This window comes from Ruegeria sp. YS9 (genome assembly GCF_024628725.1).
GTDB classification, from domain to species: Bacteria; Pseudomonadota; Alphaproteobacteria; order Rhodobacterales; family Rhodobacteraceae; genus Ruegeria; species Ruegeria atlantica_C.
The window spans coordinates 609682-632092 of record NZ_CP102409.1 but is presented as its reverse complement, the minus strand read 5'-3'; the positions used below and the strand labels follow the sequence as shown (position 1 = coordinate 632092).

Genomic DNA, 22411 nt, shown 5'->3' with positions numbered 1-22411 from the left:
GGGCGAATTGACTTATCCAAGCGCTTCGTCACAGCGCCCGCAGACGCCCGCGTGGGTGTGACGGCCCACATCAGGCAGGATTTTCCAGCAGCGCTGACATTTCTCGCCTTCTGCTTTTTCGAATACGACGGCAACGCCTTCGATTTCCGGCACACGGAACGCCTCGGCCGGGGCGGGATCGCCGGTCACCGTCAGGCCCGAAGTGATGCACATGTCGTCCACGTCGAACGTGGCCAGCAGATCGCGGGTATCGCCATCCTCGACATGCACGATCGGTGCCGCTTCGAGGCTGGAACCGATCACCTTGTCCTGACGCTGAACCTCCAGCGCGGCGGTCACGGCCCGGCGCACACGGCGCACCTTGGCCATGTTGGCCTCAAGCTCGGCATCGCGCCAATCGGCCGGTGTGTCCGGGAAGTCTACCAGATGGACCGAACTGTCGTCGCCCGGGAACCGCTCCAGCCAGACCTCTTCCATGGTGAAGACCAGTACAGGGGCCAACCATGTGGTCAGGCGATGGAACAGAATGTCCAGAACAGTGCGCGCGGCGCGGCGGCGTGTGCTGTCCCCGTCGCAATACAAAACGTCCTTGCGAACGTCGAAATAGAAGGACGACAGGTCTACGGTGGCAAAGTTGAACACCGCGCTGAACACGCCCTGGAAGTCGAACGCGGCATAGCCCTTGCGGACCTGTTCGTCCAACTCGGCCAGACGGCTGAGAACCCAGCGTTCAAGGCGCGGCATGTCTGCGGGATCAACCCGATCTGCCTCGGTGAAGTCGGCCAATGATCCCAGCATGAACCGCATGGTGTTGCGCAGGCGGCGATAGCTGTCGGCGGTGCCTTTCAGGATCTCCGGCCCGATCCGCTGGTCTGCGGTATAATCGGTCTGGGCCACCCACAGGCGCAGGATATCGGCGCCATATTGCTTGATGACCTCTTCCGGCACGATGGTGTTGCCCAGCGATTTGGACATCTTGTTGCCTTTGGCATCCAGTGTGAAACCGTGAGTCACCACGTTCCGGTACGGTGCGCGGCCCTTGGTGCCGCAGGCTTGCAGCATGGACGAATGGAACCAGCCGCGGTGCTGGTCGGTGCCCTCCATGTAGACATCGGCAATGCCATCCTCGGTCCCGTCCTCGCGATCCCGCAGAACGAACGCGTGGGTGGAACCCGAGTCAAACCACACATCCAGAACGTCAAAGACCTGATCGTAGTCGTCAGGATTGACGATGCCGTCGAGGATCTTTTCTTTGAAGCCTTCGGTATACCAGACGTCTGCGCCGTCCTTTTCAAACGCCGCCTTGATGCGGGCGTTCAGTTCTTCATTGCGCAGCAGGTAATCCGCATCGGTGGGCAGAGCGCCCTTCTTGGTGAAGCACGTCAGCGGCACACCCCATGCACGCTGGCGCGACAGAACCCAATCCGGGCGTGCTTCGATCATCGAATACAGACGGTTGCGGCCGGACTGCGGCGTCCACTTCACCAACTCGTCAATCGACCGCAGGGCACGTTCGCGGATGGTGTCGCCCATCTCGCCCATACCGTCGTCCAGCTTGCGGTCGACGGATGCGAACCACTGCGGCGTGTTGCGGTAGATGATCGGCGCCTTGGAGCGCCACGAATGTGGATAGCTGTGCTTGATCTTGCCGCGCGCCAGCAGCCCGCCGACCTCGGCCAGCTTGTCGATGACCGCCTTGTTGGCGTCACCCTCGCCGCCCTTGCGGGACAGGATGTATTTGCCGCCGAAGAACGGCAGGTCAGCGCGGAACGAGCCGTCATCCATCACGTTATAGGTGATGACCTGCTCCAGCATGCCCAGATCACGGTACAGCTCGAATTCCTCCATCCCGTGGGACGGTGCACAATGGACGAATCCGGTGCCTTCGGTATCGGTCACGAAGTCAGCGGCGCGGAAATCGCGGATGTCGTCCCATTCACCGTTGCCGCCTTCGGCCCCGGCCAACGGGTGAAGCAGTTGAACGCTCTCCAATTCGTCAGCGGTCACGTCGCGCACACGGGTCCACTGATCGTCGTTCAGACGGGCACGGCCCAGTACATCGGCGGCCAGGTTGTCGGCCAACAGGAACCTGTCGCCTACCTTGGCCCAGCATTCCTCGGGCGTGTCAGTAACTTCGTAGAGACCGTAGGAAATGTCCTTGCCATAGACGACGGCCTTGTTCGACGGCATGGTCCATGGGGTCGTCGTCCAGATCACCACATAGGCATCATCAAGATCGCCCGCATTCACGACCTTGAACTTCACCCAGATTGTGAAGCTTTCCTTGTCGTGATACTCGACCTCGGCCTCGGCCAGCGCCGTCTTTTCGATCGGCGACCACATAACGGGTTTCGAGCCCTGATAAAGCGTGCCGTTCATCAGGAACTTCATGAACTCGTCCGCGATCACGGCTTCGGCGTGATAGTCCATTGTGATATAGGGATCGGCCCAGTTGCCGGTGATGCCCAGACGCTTGAACTCTTCGCGCTGGATGTCGATCCAGCCTTCGGCGAACTTGCGGCATTCCTGACGGAAGTCGACAATGTTCACCTCGTCCTTGTTCTTGCCCTTCTTGCGGTACTGTTCCTCGATCTTCCATTCGATCGGCAGGCCGTGACAGTCCCAGCCGGGGACGTATCGCGCGTCAAAGCCCATCATCTGATGGGAGCGCACGATCATGTCCTTGATGGTCTTGTTCAACGCGTGGCCGATATGCAGATGACCATTCGCGTAAGGGGGGCCATCGTGCAGGGTAAAGGGTGTGCGGCCCTTTTTCTCGCGCAGGCGGTCATAGACGCCGATGGTCTCCCACCGTTCCAGCCATGCGGGTTCGCGTTTCGGCAGACCGGCGCGCATGGGGAAATCGGTTTTGGGCAGGTTCAGCGTGTCTTTGTAGTCAGGTGTCTGGATCGTGTCGGCGCACATTTGGGGCGTCCTTTGGATGATCTGGTCGTCTATTGGATCGAAGCGGTCGGTGCGAAGTCTCAAACACCTTTGCCCGGCGTCTCGCGATATCAGAGCGCCGGGGATATAATTCGAATAATGATGGCCATCCGGTCATGCATGGCCGCGCTTATATGACGCCTGCACCTAATGGTCCAGAGGTTCTGCCCGCTGCGGCGAATGGCGCAGTTTCGCCCACCGGTTCAGCCACGCAAGACCGGCCAGCGCAAGGCCCAGCGCCAACAGCGAAAACACCCGGATCAGGCCGCCCAGACCGGCGATGTCGATCAGGAAGACCTTGGCAACCGCCAACCCGATCACCGCCAGCCCGGCCTTGCGCATCAGGTCGGATCGGCGGGCCAGAGATTGATAGAACAGAGCGGCCCCGATCAGCAGTAGAACGATGGTATAGGTGTAGAGCTCGGGCTGCGTGACGCCGTTGCCTTCATACATACCCGCCGCACCCTGCCAGACGTGGCGGATCGTCAAACCCAACCAAACTGCGGCCAAAATCCCTGCGGCAGCAAAGCTTGCTTGCATGATCGGTTTCGGCATTTCCCGGATCCTCCAGGCCGAACCGCCGATGGCCAATGCGGGCAACAGATAGGCAACGGCCAGCGTATTCAAAACCGGCGCCCCCAGCACCGGATCTGCATTCGGATCAAACAAGGGGTTCTGGTCCGCCAATGCCAGCAACAGATAGAATAGGCCATGAGCCGCAAAGAACAGAGCAAGCAGGTATCGCAAATAGTTCAGCTTGCCACCCAGCCCGAACCTCTGCACCTGCGCGAACGCAAGCAAAAGCCAGATGACGGCCAGCAGACCCAGGCCCCAATGGCTGTTGTCAGCGCCGCCATCTCCGAAGCCTTCGAGCCAACGCAGCAGCAGCAATGAAAGCAGGATACCCGCTGTCGCCCAGGCCGCGCTTTCCAGCAGCAGCGCCGCCAGAGGGCGCTTCAACGGACGCAAAAGCCACCAGCCCACGACAAATCCCAATGTGGCCGCGCCATAGACCATCGCCATCTCAGACACCGGAGCGGAATTGGCCCAGTCCAGCCCGGGATCAAGCACCAGACGCACCGTGACGGTAAAGACACCCGCCCAGATGAACCAGCTCATCGGCGGCAGGATGAACCTGCGGTCCAACGCTGCCGCAACCACGACACTGGCAACCAGAGCAACCGTGAGCGCCGATGAACTGAGCACGATGACGCAAGCGAACACCAGACACGACAGCGCGGACAGAGTGGCCAGAGCCGCTCGCATCCGGTCATCGCCGTCAACACGGGCAAAACGTTCTGCCAGAACCACCATCAGCACCGCCAGTGCGATCGCATGGAGCGCCCAGGGGTAGGCTCCGATCACCGAAGCCGGATGCCAGCCTATTTCCAGCGCGATGGCCAGCACAGGGGCAAAAAGCGCGGCTCCTCCGGCCCAGACGGCGCGATACTGGCTGGTCGTGAATGAACGCCAGGCCATCAGGGCCGACATCAAACCTCCCAAGGCGACCAGAACAGTCACCACCATCGGATAGTCGGCCTCGGGTGTTTCCGCGTAAGTGCCCGCGAACCTGTCCAGAACCGCGCCGTTCTCAAGCCCGTGAGAGGCGACAAAGACGACCAGACCGGCCGCAGGCAGGACAGTCAGGTCCCGGAGGGCCGGTGCATCCTTGGCCCATAGGAGCAACGCCAGAACGAGGGTGGACAACAAGCTGACGCCCAACCAGAATTCGGGCTCCGTATCCGCCCAATGCCAGGACAGGATCACCGTACTTGCCGCGATGGCCCCGGCAGCCAGACGGGTTGGGAATTCGGGCCAGGGGCGGGCCTTTGGGCGGCGGATCATCTCAGACAGCATGGGGCCCGCGTGATTAGGCCAAATGCGCCGCACCGGGATGGCGGTTGCCAAAAGCGCCAGCACCGTTGCGGCGATCAGGTATCCCGATTCCGTACTCGGCGCCCCGGTCACCAGAAGCAGATTCGCCGCATAGGCCCCGAACAGCGTCAGGACCGAGATCCATGCCCAGCGCCGTACCGTGTCGATACCCAGCCCCAAGACGGCAACCAGCAGGAAATACGCATAAAGCCAAGAGGGATCATCAGACGCGCCCCCAACCAGGAAAGGAGCGGCAAAGGCTCCGATCAGACCGACCGCAGCCAGCAGCGGACCGTGGAACCACCCCAGAACAAGGCCCACCAGCGCGACAACGACCATCCCTGCCAGTGCCGTTTCGGCACCGATCAGGTTGTACAGCTGGCGGGCAGACAGGATCGCCCCGAACAAATTGACAAGCCCGGCACCGGAAAAGACCGAGGGCAGATAGGCGGTTGCCACCGCTTCGTCATCACCGAACTTGCGGCGCAACACCTCGCCTGCAAGGATCAGAACAGCGCCGAAACCCAGGGCCGCTAAAACACGGGCCGCCGGAGGCAGCAAACCGTTTTCGACGCCGTATTGCACAAGGAAAATACCGGCCAGCGCCAGAGACAGGGCCGAAACCACATAAAACCAGTTCTCGCGCAGCCACGCGCCCAAGGCCGCAAACCTGTCATGGCGAAACACGATAGCCGGAGAAGAAACCTCTGCATCTTGAGCGTCGGCACTGTTGTCTTCCTGCCGCTTTGGTGCTGACCAGGGCGCTGGCCTGCGCGGCTTCTCTTCAGCAGAAGGTTGCGGTTCAGGCGTTTCCTGTTCCGGTTGCGGCAGGACGGTCGCATCACCTGAGGCCAAGGCGTCGATTTGCGCTTCCAGCTGCTCTACCCGGCGCCGCAAACGGGAATGCCCGACCAAAAGGGCAATCAATGTCACAGGGATGGCCAGAACAATCAGGCCAACAAGAACAAGCAGCGATTCCAACCGAGTCTCCGATCCTTTTGAAGGTCAGGCTATCTTGAGCCGTCCGAAAGTGACAGTCAGGAAAGCCGTGACCCGATCTAAAACACCGAAATCGTCAGGCGCGCGATCGTTGGCCTGAAAAGGTCCGGGATCTCCGGTAACGCCTGCCGCAAGAACCGTCATCCCAGCGCTGCAAAACTCATGGGTGGAACAGGGACCCGACGAGATACGCGATCAGCGCGGCCAGCCCGCCGATCAAAAACGTCTCGATCCCCGACCGCCACCAGGGGGCCAGTGACCACCGGCTTTTGAGCGCGCCAATCGCAAAGAATACAGCCATGGTCATCCAGGCCGAGATCGCAAATGCGTTTGGCAAGGACGCCAGGAACGGCAGCAAAGGGATCATCCCCGCCACCAGAAACGCAAAGAAGGTGGCCACTGCGGCTTTCATTGGGTGCGGGTCGACACTGCCCAGACCATATTCACCTTCGATCATCAGGTTGATCCAGTTTTCGGTGCTCGAGGTGATCTCTGCCGTGGCCTCATTCAGAATGCCGCCAGACAGCCCTTTTTGCGCAAGGATCTCTCGCACTTCTTCGCGCTCGCCATCCGGGTACAACGCAATGTGGCGTTCCTCGACCGCGCGGATGCGGCGAATGTTGTCCAGTTCGGCCTTGGTGCCCGAATAATTGCCCGCAGCCATCGAAAACCCGTCAGCCAGAACATTCGCCAGGCCAAGCGCCACGATAACGAACGGGGAAAGACCTGCCCCTGCAACGCCTGCCACAATGGCAAATGTGGTGACGGACCCGTCGATGCCGCCATAGACGACATCGCGCAACACACCTCGTCCAGGCGGTGCGTTGATCCGTTCGGCGATTTCCTGCGGGCTGTGACCGTGATCCGTCATGGCTGGCTCCTTTGACACTTTCAGTGTGTCGAAGCGCAGGCCGGGGCGCCTTGCTTTGGATCAACCCTTGGAAAACAGGCCCTGCAAGGCGCGTTTGATGATGCCCCGCGTCGAAGGTTTGTGCCTGTCCGAGAAGGGCAGCGGACGGCACACCTCCATCGCGGCCACACCCACACGGGCGCTGAGCGCCCCGTTGACCAGACCCTCTCCGAACCGGCGGGACAGTTTGCTTAAAACGGAACCGCCCAGGACAGGCTCCAGCAGATCATCGCCGACGGCCACGGCCCCTGTCGCCACCAGATGCACAAATACACTGCGGGTCAGACGCCAGCCGCCCAGCGCACCCGCACGCCCGCCATAGATTTCCGCAACCCGGCGGATCATCCGCAACGACGCGGCCAGCGCGGTTATCACATCCGCAAGCGCCAATGGCACCAATGCGGTCACGGTTGCAACTTGCCGGGCCGCGGCCTCGACCTCGCGGCTGGCTGCTTGATCCAGAGGGGCCAGCAGTTCATCTTCGGCAAGCTCCAGCAGAGCTGACGCATCGAACTGGTCCGCCATCCGCTCGGTCAATCGTTCGCGGCCCCAGCGCGTGTCTTCCCGGCCTTTGTAGAATACGATGATACGGTTGGTGACCGCACGGGCCTGAGCCAGATCGTCGTCGGCCAATGCGGTGTCTGCGGCCCGACGCAGGCCATCTACGCGGGACAATCGCCCCAGTGCGGCCAGTTCACGGACAGCAATCATAAGCGCCACAAGAACCAGCGCGGCGATCAATCCGGTTACGATCCAACCCAATACAGGTGTCCGCGCCACCAGCGAGGTTGCAAAATCCCACGCGGCCACCGATACGGCCGCCCCGACCACTGCCAGGGCCAGCCCCCAGAACCAGCGTGCCAGAGCCGATGGTTTACGCGCCGCCAGCCGTGCCGCGCTTTGCATCGCCTGCCCTTGCGGTTGCGCGATGTCCGGCACCGGCGGGGCCTTGGCGACATCGGCAGGGGGCTCATCCGTTTCAAGATCGATCAAAACCGGGCCTTTAGCCATGGATCACACCCTCACTGCGCCAGACAAACAATATGTCCGGCAGGTTTTCGTCATTATCCGCCCCATCGCTGCGGGCCACCTCGGCAAAGCCGTTACGTTCATAAAACCGGCAGGCTCGGGCGTTGTCCTGAAACGCGTACAAGCTCAGCTCTGAGCGGGCCGATTTGGCATGATCCAGCAATTGCTGGCCAATCCCGCGGCCCCGAACCGAAACATCCAGATAAAGCGAATGGATTTCACGACCGTCAAGCGCCAAAAAACCTACAACGCCGGCCTCGGTTTCAGCCACGGTCACCCATTCCTGATCAATCATTCGACCACAGAAGGCGATGGTCTCGGCGCAGCTGTGCAATTCAGGCATCCAGTCGTTTTCCCGGGCGAAGCCATGCAGGATTGTCCCGATGGTACCTGCATCCGTTGGGCGTGCGGGACGCAGAAGTACCGTCACAACCGATCTCCAATCAAAAACTGGGCGGCACGATCCAGTCGGATATGCGGCGGGCCGTCACCGGGTTTCATGGTCAGCCGGGCCGGGGCAAAAGCCATGAAGCCGAAGTCTTCGCCCAACCACGTATCAGCCCCATTTCGGGCCGGGCCCAACAGATGCGCTGGATCCTCGGGCAATTCACCGGGGTAGAAGGCGGCCTGTTTCCCACTATCCAACAAGGTACCCCGAACGCATGGCAAGTCTGTCCCGTTGTGATTGCGCAATTCTTCGGTCGTTGCGCGCAGCGATGCCAGAGACAGGGCCTCGGTCCGGGCCCCGGCGAAACTCGCCCGATCGCGCGCCTCGCGCGTCAATGCTTCAATGATCGCGGTGAGGCGGGGATGCTGGGTGTGGTGCAAATGGTCGGCTTTTGTCGCCGCAAACAAAATGCGTTCGACCCGCTTGCCCAACAGCAATTGGCTGAGCCATGCATTTCGGCCGGGGCGAAAGGCCGACAGGATATCAGCCATGGCGCGGCGCATATCCTCGACCGCCTGCGGTCCCTTGTGAATTGCGCCCAGCGCGTCAACCAGAACCACCTGCCGGTCGATCCGCGAGAAGTGATCCCGAAAAAACGGTTTCACGACCTGCGCTTTGTAAGCTTCAAATCGCCGTTCCATCTCGCGCTGAAGCGTTCTGCGCCGCGACGGGCCAGGCACCACCAACGGCGCAAAGGTCAGAACCGGAGAGCCTGCCAGATCGCCCGGCAACAGGAAACGCCCGGGGGTACAGTCGTAGTACCCCGCTTCACGCGCCTGATTGAGATAGGTCGTGAAAGACGATGCCAGCGCTTGCGCCGTCGGCTCGTCATGTGCGCCGGACGGGTCTGCGGCATTGACCTGGGCCAGATACCCGGCAGCCTCCGAGCGGGCCTCGATACGTGTCAGTGTTTCCCGAGACCAGTCTGCATACGACTTGTCCAGCAAGGCCAGATCCAAAAGCCATTCGCCGGGGTAATCGACAATGTCCAGATGAACGGTGCGCGGTCCCTGCAAGCCGGCAAGCAAGCCGGCTGGGCGGGCTTTGAAGGACAGGCGCAGTTCTGACACCGCGCGCGTGCTGTCCGGCCAGTGCGGTGTCGGACCGGTCAGGGCGGACAGGTGCGTTTCATAATCGAACCGGGGCACGGTGTCATCAGGCTGCGGTTGCAGATAGGCGGCGTTGATCCGTCCTTCCTGCTGCGCAACCAACCCGGTCATACGCCCCCGATCCAGCAGGTTCGCCACCAGCGAGGTGATGAAAACCGTCTTGCCCGACCGCGCCAACCCGGTGACACCCAGGCGGATGGCAGGCTCAAAAAATGTCTCGGAGACGCTGTCGCCGATGTTTTCGACGCCGCGCACAAGACTGTCTGCCAGTGATGAGATGACCAATCCGTCGCCCCGCAATTATCGTTTCACCCAAGATAGGTAGAGGGTACCGCACATACCAGCGCTTTCGCCCCCTTGCCCGTTCCCGCGCCGCGCTGTACCAGCGGCACATGCCCAGATACGCGTTGAAAGTCGAATACCAGGGGGAGCTGTTTGCCGGATGGCAGCGGCAAAAGGATCAACCGTCCGTGCAGGGAGCAATCGAACAGGCCCTGTCCCGCATTCAACCGGGTGCGCATACGATTGCTGCCGCAGGGCGCACCGACGCCGGTGTTCATGCATTGGGACAGGTTGCTCATTGCGACATGGCCAAGGACTGGGATCCTTTCCGCCTGTCCGAAGCGCTGAACTATCACCTCAAACCGCAGCCGGTGGCGATTGTTAAGGCAGCACGGGTCGACGCGGATTGGCACGCCCGGTTTTCGGCGGTCGAACGGCAATACCTGTTCCGCATCCTGATGCGGCGCGCGCCTGCAACCCATGACAAAGGGCAGGTTTGGCAGATCAATCATCCGCTGGATGTCGAGGCCATGCAGGAAGGGGCGAACATGCTGCTGGGTCGCCATGATTTCACGACCTTCAGGTCGTCGATTTGTCAGGCGGCCAGCCCGGTCAAAACTCTGGATGAGTTGCGGGTTGAACAGGTTCAGGGATTTTCCGGCCCCGAGGTCCTTTTCCACGTTAGGGCACGGTCATTCCTGCACAATCAGGTGCGCAGTTTCGTCGGAACCCTGGAACGTGTGGGCGCCGGCGCGTGGACGCCGGAAGATGTTCGCAAGGCGTTGGAAGCCGCCGACCGTGCGGCCTGCGGGCCAGTGTGCCCGCCGCAAGGGCTGTATCTGGCGCGGGTTGGTTACCCGGAACCGGTATTCGACTGACCTAAATCGCTCGCAGAAGCAATCCACTTGCGATCACGGCAATGATCAGCCCGGCGACCAGTTCGATGGTTGGGGCCAACACCGATGCGAACCGTGTGGCCGAGGCTGAGGCCAGCAGACCTCCGCGAAGGCCAAAGGACGTCCATCCCACCAAGGTCGTCACCAACGCCGTGCCCAATGCCATGGCAAAGGCCCCGGCGATACCGACCATCGCGATGCCCATCTGCCACGTCAGGATCAGCACGAACAAAGCCCCTGTGCACGGTCGCGCCGCGATGCCCGCAATCAGGATCAGGGCCTCGCGCAGTGAACCCACATTTGCAATTTCCTGCGCGGTGGGGCCATGGCGGTGACCGCAATCTGAACAGACCTCTCCTTCGTGGTGGTGATGATGCGTGTGATCGTTTTCACGATGATGGTGATCATGGGACGACGCGGTTTTCCGTCTCCTTGCGAAACTGCGCAAGGACCGGACCACCAGCCAAAGACCGATAAGGGCAATTGCACCGTAGCTGATCGGAGCCATGACCTGTTCCGTCGTTCCAACAAGGCTTTCGCGGGACATCTGGAACACCAGCACCCCGGCATAGACCAGTACGACGGCCGTCACCGCCTGCCCGAGGCTGGACAATACACTGATCGCCGATAGCCTCCAGAAAGCAACACGCCGACCCAAACCGTAGCCCCCGATCAGGACCTTTCCGTGGCCGGGGCCGATGGCATGAAAGAACCCGTAGGCGAAACAGACCGTCAGCAGCGTTGCCACCGCCTCGGGCTGCTCGGCGCGCGCGGCACGCAAGGACCGGGCGATCTGGTTCTGGAATTCTCGTTGCTCCCCCGCGGCCCAGGCCGCAAGACTTTCAAAACCTCCGCTGCCCCAGAACCAGAGCAGCAGACCGCAGGCAAGAGCAACCGGAACAATCAGGTAGCGGGACATGAAACACGGATCTCGGTCGCGAAGCTTTCACCGACCAGAGGAATATCGTTTTCCTCGAGGTCATAATCTGCGTCCAGTGTCAGCAGGAACGCCTGCATCTGCGCAAGTTGCCCGTCGATGTCCGGGTCAAACCGATCCATCCGGCACGCAGAAGGGCCTGTGACGGTGACGGGCCGCGTCACCTCGTAGGCGGTGTAAAACGTCTCATCAAATGCCTTTGCGGACAATGCCGTGGCAGGCACGGCACCGGCTTCCACCGCCCTGAGATGCGTGGTGACAACGCGCCCGTCTTCAACTGTCGCGTGCGCCTCCATCGGACCGGAAAGTGCAACCGGGTTTCCGTCTGCGGTAACGACAAGATCGCCGTTGTATCCTTCCACCCACTGCGTATCGAACCCGGTCAGGAACCGTTCTTCGCTTTGTGTCAGAACGCCGTCGGCATCCTGATCCAGCTTCATGTCTTCCAGAACCAGCAACGAGTAGAATTCGTCATACGCCCAGGTCACGCGGACATGGGTCAGTTGACTAGCGTCATCCACGATAAATTCCAGCCCGGTATCAATGAAGACATGCGGGTGGGCGTTGGTCTGCATCGGCAAGCAAAGGATCAAAGTGGTTATAAGGTAACGCATGAGATCAAGATAGGTCTCCCTCCGTTTGGCGGCAACGACATTTTCAATCCCGATGCGAAATCCGGCCCGACATCAGGTCGGCGGAAACAGAACCAGTGTTTGCAGCGCAGTACCCACTGGACCTTGCGTATCAAAGAGCACGGACTGAGACATGCCGATGCCGGAAGGCTGCCAATGCGAAACCGACTCGGATGCCAGCCAGTCTGAAACCGGTTCACGGTGGATATGCACGGTCAGGTCGGTGTTCATGAACCCCATTTCCGAGGTTGGCGCGTTCCACGAGATACCGTTGCCACAATCCGCCAACGGGCACAGGGCCTGTATGGGCGACTGATCCTCGCCCTGCAAAAGCTGCGGAGTGCGCATCCAAATTGTTTTGGGCCCGGCACCCTGTTTTCCCCCTGCCGGATAGCGAATATCGCTGTAATGGGCGAAACCGGGCAAATCGTGGCGAATTTCACCTATCGGAAATGGGCCCTCGACAACGTCCTCTATCCTCGGCGCATCTATCTCGACATTCGGCACCTGCCCCAGATCGCGCCGCAAAAGATGCATCGTGGTGGCCGTGGCGCAGAGCGTGTCATCAAGATCGTGTACCGTGACCCGCGTGGTGCCCAGCGTCTTGGTATGGCGCGTGGTCTCTGCCGCGACACGGAGCCCGGCCAATGGAAGTGGCCGCAACAAATCGACAGTCAGTCGGGTCAGCATCTTTTCGGGGCCGATTTCGGTTTCTGCGGCCCGTACGATCAAGCCGCTGACCGGCCCCGCGTGGCAATGAGCGGCAGACCACGGCCCGCGCGCGGCATCGTTGCCAATAAAGGCCCCGTCATCGCGCTGATGAAAATAGGTCTTGTCCGTAAAATCGAGCGCTTCCGCCATGTGTTCCTCGGGTCTATTCTTGTGCAAATCGTTTCAATTCATCTGGGCCCGGGTGTTTAACCACTTTCGCCATTCCGACGGCGGGGGGCGAAAATGTTGGACACACCGGCCTTGCGATCAGTTTCGCTTTCACCTCCCGGGAAACATGTGTCCTCCAGCCGCATGATCTCGAACCCGGTCATATCGGCAACGTCTTGCAGATGATCATGAATTTGCGCGGCCAGGCTGAATGTCATGTTTTCGGAATTGTCCCTGTCAAGCACCGGGTCCGGGCTATACTTTTGCCGCAAGGATGGCTTAACTGCCCGGGCCCTGTCCACCGTAGTGACGGGACGTCACCGCATCAAACCCAAGCAGGAGCCGTACATGGCGTTGTTGATCGAAACCGGGCTGTCCAACTGGATAAGTGATGACGAAATTGCCCGCAGTTTACGGGCGGTGTTGCCGGATGCGGATATTCGCACCGCGGAAACGTTGGGAAACCCGGATGACATAACGATGCTGGCCGTGGTTGATATGCAACGTGACCACCCGACGCGACTGCCCAACCTGAAACTGGTTCAAAAGCTGGGCGCAGGGGTTGAAACCATTGTCAGCCATCCCGGTCTGCCCGGTCGTGTTCGCATCGCCCGCCTGAAGCCCGACGCGCCGGCACAGGGCATTGCCGAGTGGTTTCTGGCCTATATCCTGCGCGCTCAGCGACACATGGCATTTCACGAAGCGGCCCAATCCCGCGCCGAGTGGTCCCCGCGCGCACCGGTTTTCACCCCAGACACCGTGGTCGGCGTTCTGGGTCTTGGCCACATCGGTGCCCGCACCGCGCGGATGCTGCGCGCCGTGGGCTTTCAGGTGATGGGCTGGAGCCGTACGCCCAAGGTCATTGACGGCGTAACTTGTTTGCACGGGCAGGACGCGTTGCCCGCGCTTCTAGGACAATGTGACCACGTTTGCGCAATCCTGCCCTCGACCCCTCAAACCGCAGGCTTGTTTGATGCCCGAATGCTGGCGGCGATGAAACCCGGCAGTCAGTTGCTGAACGCGGGGCGCGGGAATCTGATTGATGAGGGCGCCCTGATCGCGGCACTGGACGCAGGTATTCCGGGGCATGCCGTGTTGGACGTCACCTCGCGGGAACCCCTGCCACAAGACAGCCCGCTGTGGCGCCACCCCGGCGTGACGATCACGCCTCATGTTTCAGGCTGGCATCTGGGCGATGCGTTGTCGGATGTGGCTGAAAACTTCCAACGCCTCTGTTCTGGCGCGCCCTTGCTGCATGAAGTCAATCGCGATCAGGGCTATTGAAACCTGACCCGATGATCAGGGCGTAAGGATCCAGTTGCCATTGCCATCGTTGCATCGGCGGGTTCGGATTTCCCTACTCTGATCACCACCGTCCGGCTGAATCACATGCTGAAGGCCAACGCAATTTCCCTGTACCGATTGCACCCGGATTGTTCCTTTTGATCCCGTGTCGTCATTCTTCCATGACCGTTCCTGACCCACGGATGGTGTGCCACTGGTCAAAAGCGCGTTCGAGGCTGCGTTGACCACTTCGAAATCTGCCGGAGACAACCCCATCTCGGCTATGATTCGGGACAGAGGCTTGGCCTCGACCACGGTGTTCATCAATAGAATGCCGCATGCGGCGACGGCGGTAAAAAATGTGGCATTCATGGCGGCCTCGCAGAGCTGAAATCATTTGTGGTCAAGGTTATACCCCTAACCCGGCAGGGCCAAGCCCCTGTGGCGAACCTTCAAAACCTCGCGACCAAACCCGTCTGCGAGACTTCTGTTCGCAAGCCCGCAACGCGGGGATTCGGGGTGGTTCAGGCATTGGCGGCACAACGGCTGCAACCGGTATTTGCCATTGCCCACAGCTTGCCGGGAACACCTGGCCGACGGGGTGGCGCCGCATATTTCTGACCTTGGGGCTTCACAGGCGGGCTGGAATTTGCTGAAATCCAAGTAAATTCTGATTTTGAGCACTGGAGATTGTTCCATGAAACTACGCCCTGCCCTGCTGGCCGTCGCAGCACTCGCTTCATCCGCGGCCCTTTTTGCATCACCCATCTCGGCCAAAGAAGAAACCAAATCCGTGTTCGTCATGAGCCGCACCTGGGCGGTGACACAGGTTTCCGATGCGCCGGTCGTCTATCGCGCCACGCGTGACAACAACAACCTCAACCCCTTCGGCCCGCCGCCGCGCCTGCGCACCGTTCAGGCCATCGCCGCGATTCAGCAGGCAACCGGGTGCAAACCGATCGTGGCCAGTATGTATCAGAACATTTCGGGCCAGTTTTTCTCGCAGGTCAGCTGCAACTGACACGGCGTCAGATCAGGCATTGAGGTCGCCCGACCGGCCTGCCATAGCTTGCGCATGAAACTCGCGATTAACGGATTCGGCCGCATTGGCCGCACGATCCTGCGGCAGGTTCTGGCCCTGCCGGAAGGGGCAGATATCGAGTTGGTGCTGATCAATGACATCGCGCCGCTGGAAACCTGCGCATACCTGTTCAAATACGACAGCACATTCGGCCCCTATCCCGGCGATGTGTCCGGGGGGGACGCTGCGCTGATCGTGGATGGGCACTCAATTCCCATGACCCACAGCGCCGATCTGTCCCGCGTTGATCTGTCGGGCGTTGACGTCATGCTGGATTGTACCGGTATCGCCCGCAGTTCGGACGTTGCGCGTCGCGGGTTGACCGCGGGCGCAGGCAAAGTGCTGATCTCGGGCCCCTCCCCCGCCGCTGATGTCACCATCGTTCTGGGTGCGAACGAAGACCAGCTGGGCAGCGCCCGGATTGTGTCAAACGCATCCTGCACCACCAACGGATTGGTGCCACTGGTCAAGGTCATAGACGAGATCGGCGGCGTCGCATCGGGGCACATGACCACCATCCACTGTTATACCAACAGCCAGCCAATGGTAGATGCCCCGCGCGGCGACCTGGCCCGTTCTCGGGCGGGGGCACTGTCGATGGTGCCGACCACATCGAGCGCGATGCACCTGATCGATGTCGTCCTGCCTCATCTGGCCGGGCGCATTTCGGGCGCGGCTGTCCGCGTTCCCACGGCAAGTGTGTCAGCCGTGGACCTTGTGGTCACATTGCAGCGCGGCATGAGTGCCGAAACCTTCGATCATGCCCTGAAGCAGGCCGTTGCTGCATCGCCTGTGCTTGGCTGGACTGACTTGCCGCTGGTCTCGTCCGACCTGCGGGCCCGCCCTGAATCGCTGGTCATTGCCGGGCCCGAGACCCGTATGGTGGGTGAAAATCAGGTCAGGGTCTTTGGCTGGTACGACAACGAATGGGGGTTTTCGGCGCGAATGCTGGACGTGGCCCGCCTTATGGCAGCCGAATAGCCGGGCGGTGACGTCAACACAATTTGGCCCAAAAAAACGCGTCTCATGCATAATTCCTTTCCCCATCCGCATTCAGATGCTCTAACCTGAATTCAAACGACCGTGCATGACGCGGGCAAGAGAACTGGAATTGGGACAGTTGGGGCAATTCATGCGAAGGAGCAAGCGGCAATGCCGTCTGGGGCGCTGGCTGATGGCCGCAGTCGTGACTTTGGCCCCAACCACATTGGCGGCGCTGGAAACCTCACTTTCCGCCCCCGGCGCATCGAAAGAACTGGTTGAACGCCTCGAAAAGACATCCTCGGTAACCACGGCTGAAGAACGCGGCCTCGACACCCCGCTTGAAATCCTCTCGGGAGCCTTGTCGGATTACCGAACGATTGTGCAAATCCTGTACGACGAAGGGTATTTCAGCCCGGTCGTCAGCATCAAGCTTGATGGACAGGAAGCGGCCGAGCTGAGCTCTCTCACGGTGCCTGCACAAATCAACCGTGCTGCGATTACCGTCGAAACCGGGCCACGCTTCAAATTAGGCACCGCCACAGTTCAGCCCCTGGCCCCTGAAACGGAACTGCCCGAGGACTTTGCCCCAGGGAAACTGGCGACGACCGGTGCCATTCAACAGGCCTCCTCGGCCGGTGTTCAGGGATGGAGGGACGCGGGTCACGCAAAAGCCGGAATTGCGGGTCAGACAATCATCGCGCGCCACGCCCAGGCCCGCCTGGATGCTCAGATCGATCTTGACCCCGGGCGCAGGCTGACATTTGGCAAAATGCTCATAAAGGGCAATTCAGACGTGCGCCACAGATCCATCGAAAAGATCGCCGGCTTCCCCAGTGGCGAGGTCTATTCGCCCGAGAAAATTCAGAAGGTGGGAACACGGTTGCGCCGGACCGGCACGTTCAACGTGGTCTCGTTGCAGGAACGAGAGACGCCGAATCCGGATGGCACACTGGATTTCGATGCCACGTTCGAAGACCTGCCCAAACGTCGGTTGACCTTTGGTGTCGAACTGGCCTCTCGTGATGGTGTGGATGTGACCGCGACGTGGACCCATCGCAACATGTTCAGGCGCGCAGAACGTCTGCGCTTCGAAGCGGCGGTCCGAAATATTGGCGGTGCAGAGGATATTGATGGCCGGATCGGATTGCGTCTGGATCAACCCGACCGGCTTGGCCCTGATGACAACACCTTCTGGAGCGCCCTGCTGGAACGCCGCAACACGGAAAACTACAATGTGACGGTGGCGTCGCTGGCCTATGGTGCGCGCCGAACGTTCTCGGACAATCTTTACGCCGAGGCATCGGCCGGATTTCAGTGGTCGGATGCAGATGACGCATATGGCAGCGGGCGCAAGTTCAGGTATTTCATCGTGCCGTTCCGATCCGAATGGGATGAGCGTGACAGCAAAGTCAGCGCCACGCGCGGTTTCTATCTGGATTCCCAGATCATGCCTTTTGTCGGCTTTTCCGGCAGCGACACTGGAATTCGTCTGTTTTTCGATGGCCGCGCCTATACCAGCCTTGGCACCGGAGGACGGATTGTACTGGCGGGGCGGGCGCAATTGGGATCCGTGATTGGCCCACCCGCAGACGGTGTCACACCTGACTTTCTGTTCTTTTCCGGTGGCGCGGGAACCGTGCGCGGGCAGCCGTATGAAAGCCTCGGCATTCCGGTCGGGACCGGCGTCGCAGGCGGCAAGTCATTTATTGGCTTGTCCGGTGAGATCCGAGGCAAGGTTACCGACAGCCTGTCGCTGGTCGGGTTTTATGACTACGGTGTCGTCGATACGTCTTCCTTTGTCGGCAGCGGCGCGGAAGACCACTCGGGCGCCGGTATCGGCGTAAGATATGATCTGGGCGGGTTTGGCCCCCTGCGTCTTGATCTGGCCTATCCTGTCAGCGGCCCCACCGGGGACGGGCTACAGTTCTACATCGGGATCGGACAGGCATTTTGAGACGGTACCTTTCATACCCTCTGCTGATCGGCGCGCTGGCGGTCGTGCCTGTGGCCGGACATCCGCAGGAGGACCAAGGCGGTAGCATGATCGAGCGGTTCCTACAGGATACACTGTCGGGCGACGATCAGAACGTCACCGTCAAAGGCCTGCAAGGTGCGCTGAGTTCACGTGCCACGATTGCAGAGATCACGGTTGCCGATGACGAAGGGGTCTGGCTGACCATAAAGGATGCCGAACTTGACTGGAACCGGCTGGCTTTGATCCGTGGGCGGTTCTCGGTCAATGCCTTGACTGCACAAGAGATCGACGTCGCCCGCGCGCCGGGCACCACCACCAAAGATACGCCGCCGCCAACCGCAGAGGCAAAAGGTTTCCAACTGCCTGAACTGCCCGTTGCTATCGAAATCGGTGAAATTCGTGTCGACGAGCTGGCTTTGGGCGAGCCTCTGATCGGAGTAGCCGCAGAACTGGCGGTCAATGGCAACCTGTCACTTGCCGACGGGACGCTGGACACCGATCTGGATATCACCCGGCTGGACCGGGCGGGCGATGAAATCAAGCTGGCAGCGGGCTTCCAGAATTCAACCAGCCAGATCGATCTTGACCTTCAGGTGACAGAGGCAGCGGGCGGCCTGATCTCGGCCACTCTGAAAATTCCGGACAGTCCACCGATTGGGTTGACCGCGAAAGGGTCCGGACCGGTGACCGACTTCACCGCAGATATCGGCCTCAGCAGCGATGGTCAGCCTCGGGTGACAGGGCAGGTTCGGTTACGCTCGGCCCCGACTGCCGCGGCCAGCGCAGAAGATGGCATTGCGTTTACTGCCGATCTCGGTGGTGATTTGACACCTTTTGTCGCCGAAGAAATGGATACGTTTTTCGGTGCCAAAACACAGCTCTATGTGGATGGGCGAACCCAACCTGAGGGTGCGCTGGAAATTGACGAGCTTGAGATCTCGTCACAAGCACTGAACCTGAAAGGCCAGCTACAATTGGCGGCAGGTGGGCGATTGCAACTCGCGGCCCTGCAAGGACGCATAACGCCACCGGAGGGTGAAAGGGTAACTCTTCCAGCCTCGGGCGGTGACACGTCCGTTGGAGCAGCACAGATTTCGGCGCTGTACGACGAAAAAAACGGCAATCATTGGGACTTGAGTCTGACTGCAAACGCCGTGCAGGCCGAGCAGGTTGATTTGGAGCGCGCGCAAATTACTGCTCACGGGACCCTGGAACAGGGCGCAGCGCTAAAAATCAATGGCAACCTGCAGGCCGCGTTGGACGGTATTAGTCTGGCGGACGAGGCCCTGAATGCAGCAATAGGCGACCTCGTCACTCTGGATGGCACTTTCGAATATGGCAGTGACCAATCCCTGAACCTGACCGGTCTCGAACTGGTCGGTTCGGACTACGAATTGGGCGTCGACGCATTGGTCAGCGGCCTGTCCACCGGCTTGGCCGTCGACGGCACCGCCACTTTGAAAGCCACGGATCTGTCCCGGTTTTCGGAACTGGCGCAACTGGAGTTGGGAGGCGAGGTCTCGGCCAAGGTGACCGGTCGGGGCTCGCCACTGGAAGGCAGTTTCGACGGCAAGCTGGAGGTCGAAGGAACCGACCTCTCGACCGGGCGTGATGACATCGATCCGGTGATCAAGGGCAATACAACGATAACGCTCGACGCCAGGCGCGGCGCAGATGGCGTAACCATCCGAGATTTCACCCTGATCGGAGATACCATGCGCGCCCAGGCCGACGGCACGGTAACGACCCCTGATGGCAACGTGACGATCGATGGTCAGGCGACGGTCAATTCCCGGGACCTGTCCGTGTTTTCCGGCCTTGCCCAACGCGAACTCGGAGGCGCAGTGCAAGCAAAACTGAACGGAAAAGGAACCGTTCAGACGCTGGAGTTTGACGGCACGGCCAGCGTATCGGGCCGGGATATCAAGACCGGTCTGGCCGAGATCGACCCGCTGTTGGTCGGTCGCAACGAGATTACGTTCGACGGTGCGCTGAACCAGGAACGGATTGTGATCCGCGACGCGACGGTGAACGGTTCTGCCCTGACCGCCAAGGTCTCTGCCACCATAGACGATCCAAAGAATGCTTTGGCTATTGACGGGCAGGCCAATCTGAACATCCCGGACCTGTCACCGTTTTCAAACCTTGCCAAACGCGATCTGGCTGGGGCGATCCGGGCCGATGTTGCCGGCCAGGGCGCGGTCGGCAGCAAGGCGTTCGACGTAAAAGGCAATTTGGCTGCGGACGATATCAAAACCGGGATCGACGCCGTTGACGACCTGATCCAGGGGCGAACGAACCTGACCGTGGACGCGGTGAACAACGACGAAGGCCTGAACATCCGCACGTTCCAACTGATTGGAACCGCCCTGTCGGCAAACGCATCAGGCAAGTTGGACCGAAACGCTGGCGGCTTGGACTTTTCCGCCAAACTGGATGACCTTGCTCGTCTGTCGCAAACCTTGTCCGGCCCGCTTAACCTGAGCGGGAACGTCGCTCCGACCAGTTCTGGGCTGGAAGGCACTGCCCGCCTGGACGGACCTGACAGCTCATACGCCAGCCTTCAGGGAACGGTTGAGCGGGATGGGTCTGCCGACGTCGACTTTGACGCCAAACTGAACCAGATCGAGCGGTTTGTTCCAGAGTTTCCCGGCACCGTTGCAGCAACAGGGACGGCCCAGCGCGACAATGGAGTCTGGACGATCGACGCCAAGGTGCAAGGGCCCGCCGACATAGACACCACCTTGGCCGGCACCTTTGATGAAACCCGCGGTCAGGCGGATCTGACGGCTCAGGGCGGCATAAACCTTGGAATCGCGAATGTCTTCATCACACCAAACAAGATCGACGGGTCGGCGCGCTTCGATCTGGCACTCAAAGGTGCTCCGGCGCTGGCGTCGCTGAGCGGATCGATCACCACTTCGGGCACATCTCTTGCCGTTCCGGGTGCTGGCCAGACCATTACCGGGATCAGTGGTCAGGTGGATCTGGCGCAAAGCCGCGCAACCATCACACTGAATGGCGGGGTTCGGGCGGGCGGCAACTTTACCGTCGACGGACCTGTTGACCTGACCCCTCCGTTCAACGCCCAGATCACCACCACTCTGAACAACCTCGTGCTGACGGATCGGTTGCTGTATGAAACCACCCTGAACGGTCAGATTGCCATGACCGGGGCGTTGGCCGGAGACAGTTCTTTGGCCGGTCAGATCACGTTTGACGAAACCAACATCAACCTTGCAGCCGCGTCCGGCGCCGTGGGCGCGGCACCTATCCCGGACATCCAGCACATCAACGAAAGTCGTGCCGGTTTCGTCACGCGAGAGCGTGCCGGATTGGTCGTGACCGAAGGATCCGAGAAAAGCGCATCACGTATTGCGCTGGATATCAGCCTGCTTGCACCCAAGGCGGTTTTTGTCAGAGGGCGAGGCGTGAATGCAGAACTGGGCGGTCGGATTCTCATCGGCGGCACCACAGCATCTGTTGTTCCGTCCGGTCAGATCGAACTGATCCGGGGCAATTTCGACATCCTGGGCCGCAGATTGGCGCTGACCAAGGGGATCGTCACGTTGCAGGGCGACCTGACCCCGTATATCGAGTTCGAGTCTTCAGCCAGCACGTCTGACGGCACGGCGACAATCGAAATTGCTGGTCCGCTGGATTCACCTGAGGTCAATGTGTTTTCCGACCCTGAACGTCCGGCTGAAGAAGCGCTGGCGATGTTGTTGTTCGGGAACCGGTTTTCGGAAATCTCGCCGTTCCTGATCGCGCAGATGGCGGCATCGCTGGCGCAGCTCAGCGGTGCGGGAGGTGATGCAACCAAAGGCCTGCGGGACTCCACCGGAGTGGATACGGTTGACATAGGTGCTACGGAAAGCGGCGCGGGCCGTTTGGGCGCAGGCGCGTATCTGGGTGAAAACCTTTATACAGACTTCACCGTGAACACCGAAGGTGACACCGAAGTGAACCTGAACCTTGATGTCACGGACAATTTCACGGTGCGCGGTACGGTCGATGGCCGAGGAGAAACCGGCGTGGGTGTGTTCTTCGAGCGTGACTATTGACCAACCGTCAAAAAAGCCGAGGTGAGCCATCCGTTTGTTTCGCACGATCCGGTGACGGGTGTTCAAATTGCCAAATGGACGCCT

At 60.5% G+C, this 22411-nt stretch carries 17 protein-coding genes; 6 read left to right on the top strand and 11 right to left on the bottom strand.

Annotation, left to right across the window (positions count from 1 at the left end; all coding sequences use genetic code 11):
* Positions 1–12: 12 nt before the first annotated feature.
* The 6 genes from ileS to NOR97_RS03270 form a co-directional block, all read right to left on the bottom strand.
* Positions 13–2925, bottom strand: a complete 2913-nt coding sequence (gene ileS / locus NOR97_RS03295) for an isoleucine--tRNA ligase (protein WP_170344955.1) — start codon at positions 2923–2925, stop codon at positions 13–15.
* A 165-nt stretch (positions 2926–3090) separates the two neighbouring features.
* On the bottom strand, positions 3091–5799 hold the full coding sequence (locus NOR97_RS03290) for a DUF2339 domain-containing protein (protein WP_257600203.1): 2709 nt from the start codon (positions 5797–5799) through the stop codon (positions 3091–3093).
* Between the two features lie 178 nt (positions 5800–5977).
* A complete protein-coding gene (locus NOR97_RS03285; protein ID WP_257600202.1) occupies positions 5978–6688 on the bottom strand; it encodes a VIT1/CCC1 transporter family protein in 711 nt (236 codons plus the stop codon).
* 60 nt (positions 6689–6748) lie between these two features.
* On the bottom strand, positions 6749–7738 hold the full coding sequence (locus NOR97_RS03280; protein WP_257600201.1) for a YcjF family protein: 990 nt from the start codon (positions 7736–7738) through the stop codon (positions 6749–6751).
* Positions 7731–8186 carry a GNAT family N-acetyltransferase gene (locus NOR97_RS03275; RefSeq protein ID WP_257600200.1) on the bottom strand — a complete coding sequence of 152 codons (456 nt, stop codon included), beginning with the start codon at positions 8184–8186 and terminating at the stop codon, positions 7731–7733. The genes NOR97_RS03280 and NOR97_RS03275 overlap by 8 nt, the downstream gene beginning before the upstream one ends.
* Positions 8183–9598: a YcjX family protein gene (locus NOR97_RS03270; RefSeq protein ID WP_257600199.1), complete on the bottom strand. Its 1416-nt coding sequence runs from the start codon at positions 9596–9598 to the stop codon at positions 8183–8185. Before NOR97_RS03270 ends, NOR97_RS03275 begins: the two co-directional genes overlap by 4 nt.
* A gap of 107 nt (positions 9599–9705) precedes the next feature.
* Here NOR97_RS03270 and truA point away from each other — a divergent pair, with 107 nt between their 5' ends.
* A complete protein-coding gene (truA, locus tag NOR97_RS03265) occupies positions 9706–10473 on the top strand; it encodes a tRNA pseudouridine(38-40) synthase TruA (RefSeq protein ID WP_257600198.1) in 768 nt (255 codons plus the stop codon).
* Position 10474: 1 nt separating this feature from the next.
* On the opposite strand, the gene NOR97_RS03260 is transcribed toward truA, so the two are convergent.
* The 4 genes from NOR97_RS03260 to NOR97_RS03245 all read right to left on the bottom strand — a co-directional run bounded on the left by NOR97_RS03260 (position 10475) and on the right by NOR97_RS03245 (position 13157).
* Positions 10475–11410, bottom strand: a complete 936-nt coding sequence (locus NOR97_RS03260; protein WP_170344948.1) for a nickel/cobalt transporter — start codon at positions 11408–11410, stop codon at positions 10475–10477.
* The gene (locus NOR97_RS03255) at positions 11395–12042 is read right to left on the bottom strand and encodes a DUF1007 family protein (protein WP_257600197.1); all 648 of its coding nucleotides are present in this window, start codon (positions 12040–12042) and stop codon (positions 11395–11397) included. Before NOR97_RS03255 ends, NOR97_RS03260 begins: the two co-directional genes overlap by 16 nt.
* A gap of 72 nt (positions 12043–12114) precedes the next feature.
* On the bottom strand, positions 12115–12921 hold the full coding sequence (locus NOR97_RS03250) for a thioesterase family protein (RefSeq protein ID WP_257600196.1): 807 nt from the start codon (positions 12919–12921) through the stop codon (positions 12115–12117).
* A gap of 56 nt (positions 12922–12977) precedes the next feature.
* Entirely contained in the window at positions 12978–13157 is a 180-nt protein-coding gene (locus NOR97_RS03245; RefSeq protein ID WP_257600195.1) for a hypothetical protein, read from the bottom strand.
* 130 nt (positions 13158–13287) lie between these two features.
* Here NOR97_RS03245 and NOR97_RS03240 point away from each other — a divergent pair, with 130 nt between their 5' ends.
* Positions 13288–14223 (top strand): glyoxylate/hydroxypyruvate reductase A, encoded by a 936-nt coding sequence (locus NOR97_RS03240; protein WP_257600194.1) that lies wholly within the window; start codon positions 13288–13290, stop codon positions 14221–14223.
* Between the two features lie 15 nt (positions 14224–14238).
* Here NOR97_RS03240 and NOR97_RS03235 read toward each other — a convergent pair whose 3' ends face one another.
* The gene (locus NOR97_RS03235; protein ID WP_257600193.1) at positions 14239–14595 is read right to left on the bottom strand and encodes a hypothetical protein; all 357 of its coding nucleotides are present in this window, start codon (positions 14593–14595) and stop codon (positions 14239–14241) included.
* Between the two features lie 325 nt (positions 14596–14920).
* On the opposite strand from NOR97_RS03235, the gene NOR97_RS03230 reads away from it, so the two are divergent.
* From NOR97_RS03230 to NOR97_RS03215, 4 genes are all read left to right on the top strand, one after another.
* Positions 14921–15244 (top strand): hypothetical protein, encoded by a 324-nt coding sequence (locus NOR97_RS03230; protein WP_170344942.1) that lies wholly within the window; start codon positions 14921–14923, stop codon positions 15242–15244.
* A 54-nt stretch (positions 15245–15298) separates the two neighbouring features.
* On the top strand, positions 15299–16285 hold the full coding sequence (locus NOR97_RS03225; protein WP_170344941.1) for a type I glyceraldehyde-3-phosphate dehydrogenase: 987 nt from the start codon (positions 15299–15301) through the stop codon (positions 16283–16285).
* Between the two features lie 193 nt (positions 16286–16478).
* Complete coding sequence (locus tag NOR97_RS03220; RefSeq protein ID WP_374041615.1) at positions 16479–18242, top strand: autotransporter assembly complex family protein; 1764 nt, start codon at positions 16479–16481, stop codon at positions 18240–18242.
* Positions 18239–22327, top strand: coding sequence for a translocation/assembly module TamB domain-containing protein (locus tag NOR97_RS03215; RefSeq protein WP_257600191.1), 4089 nt, complete (start codon positions 18239–18241; stop codon positions 22325–22327). Before NOR97_RS03220 ends, NOR97_RS03215 begins: the two co-directional genes overlap by 4 nt.
* Positions 22328–22411: the final 84 nt, after the last annotated feature.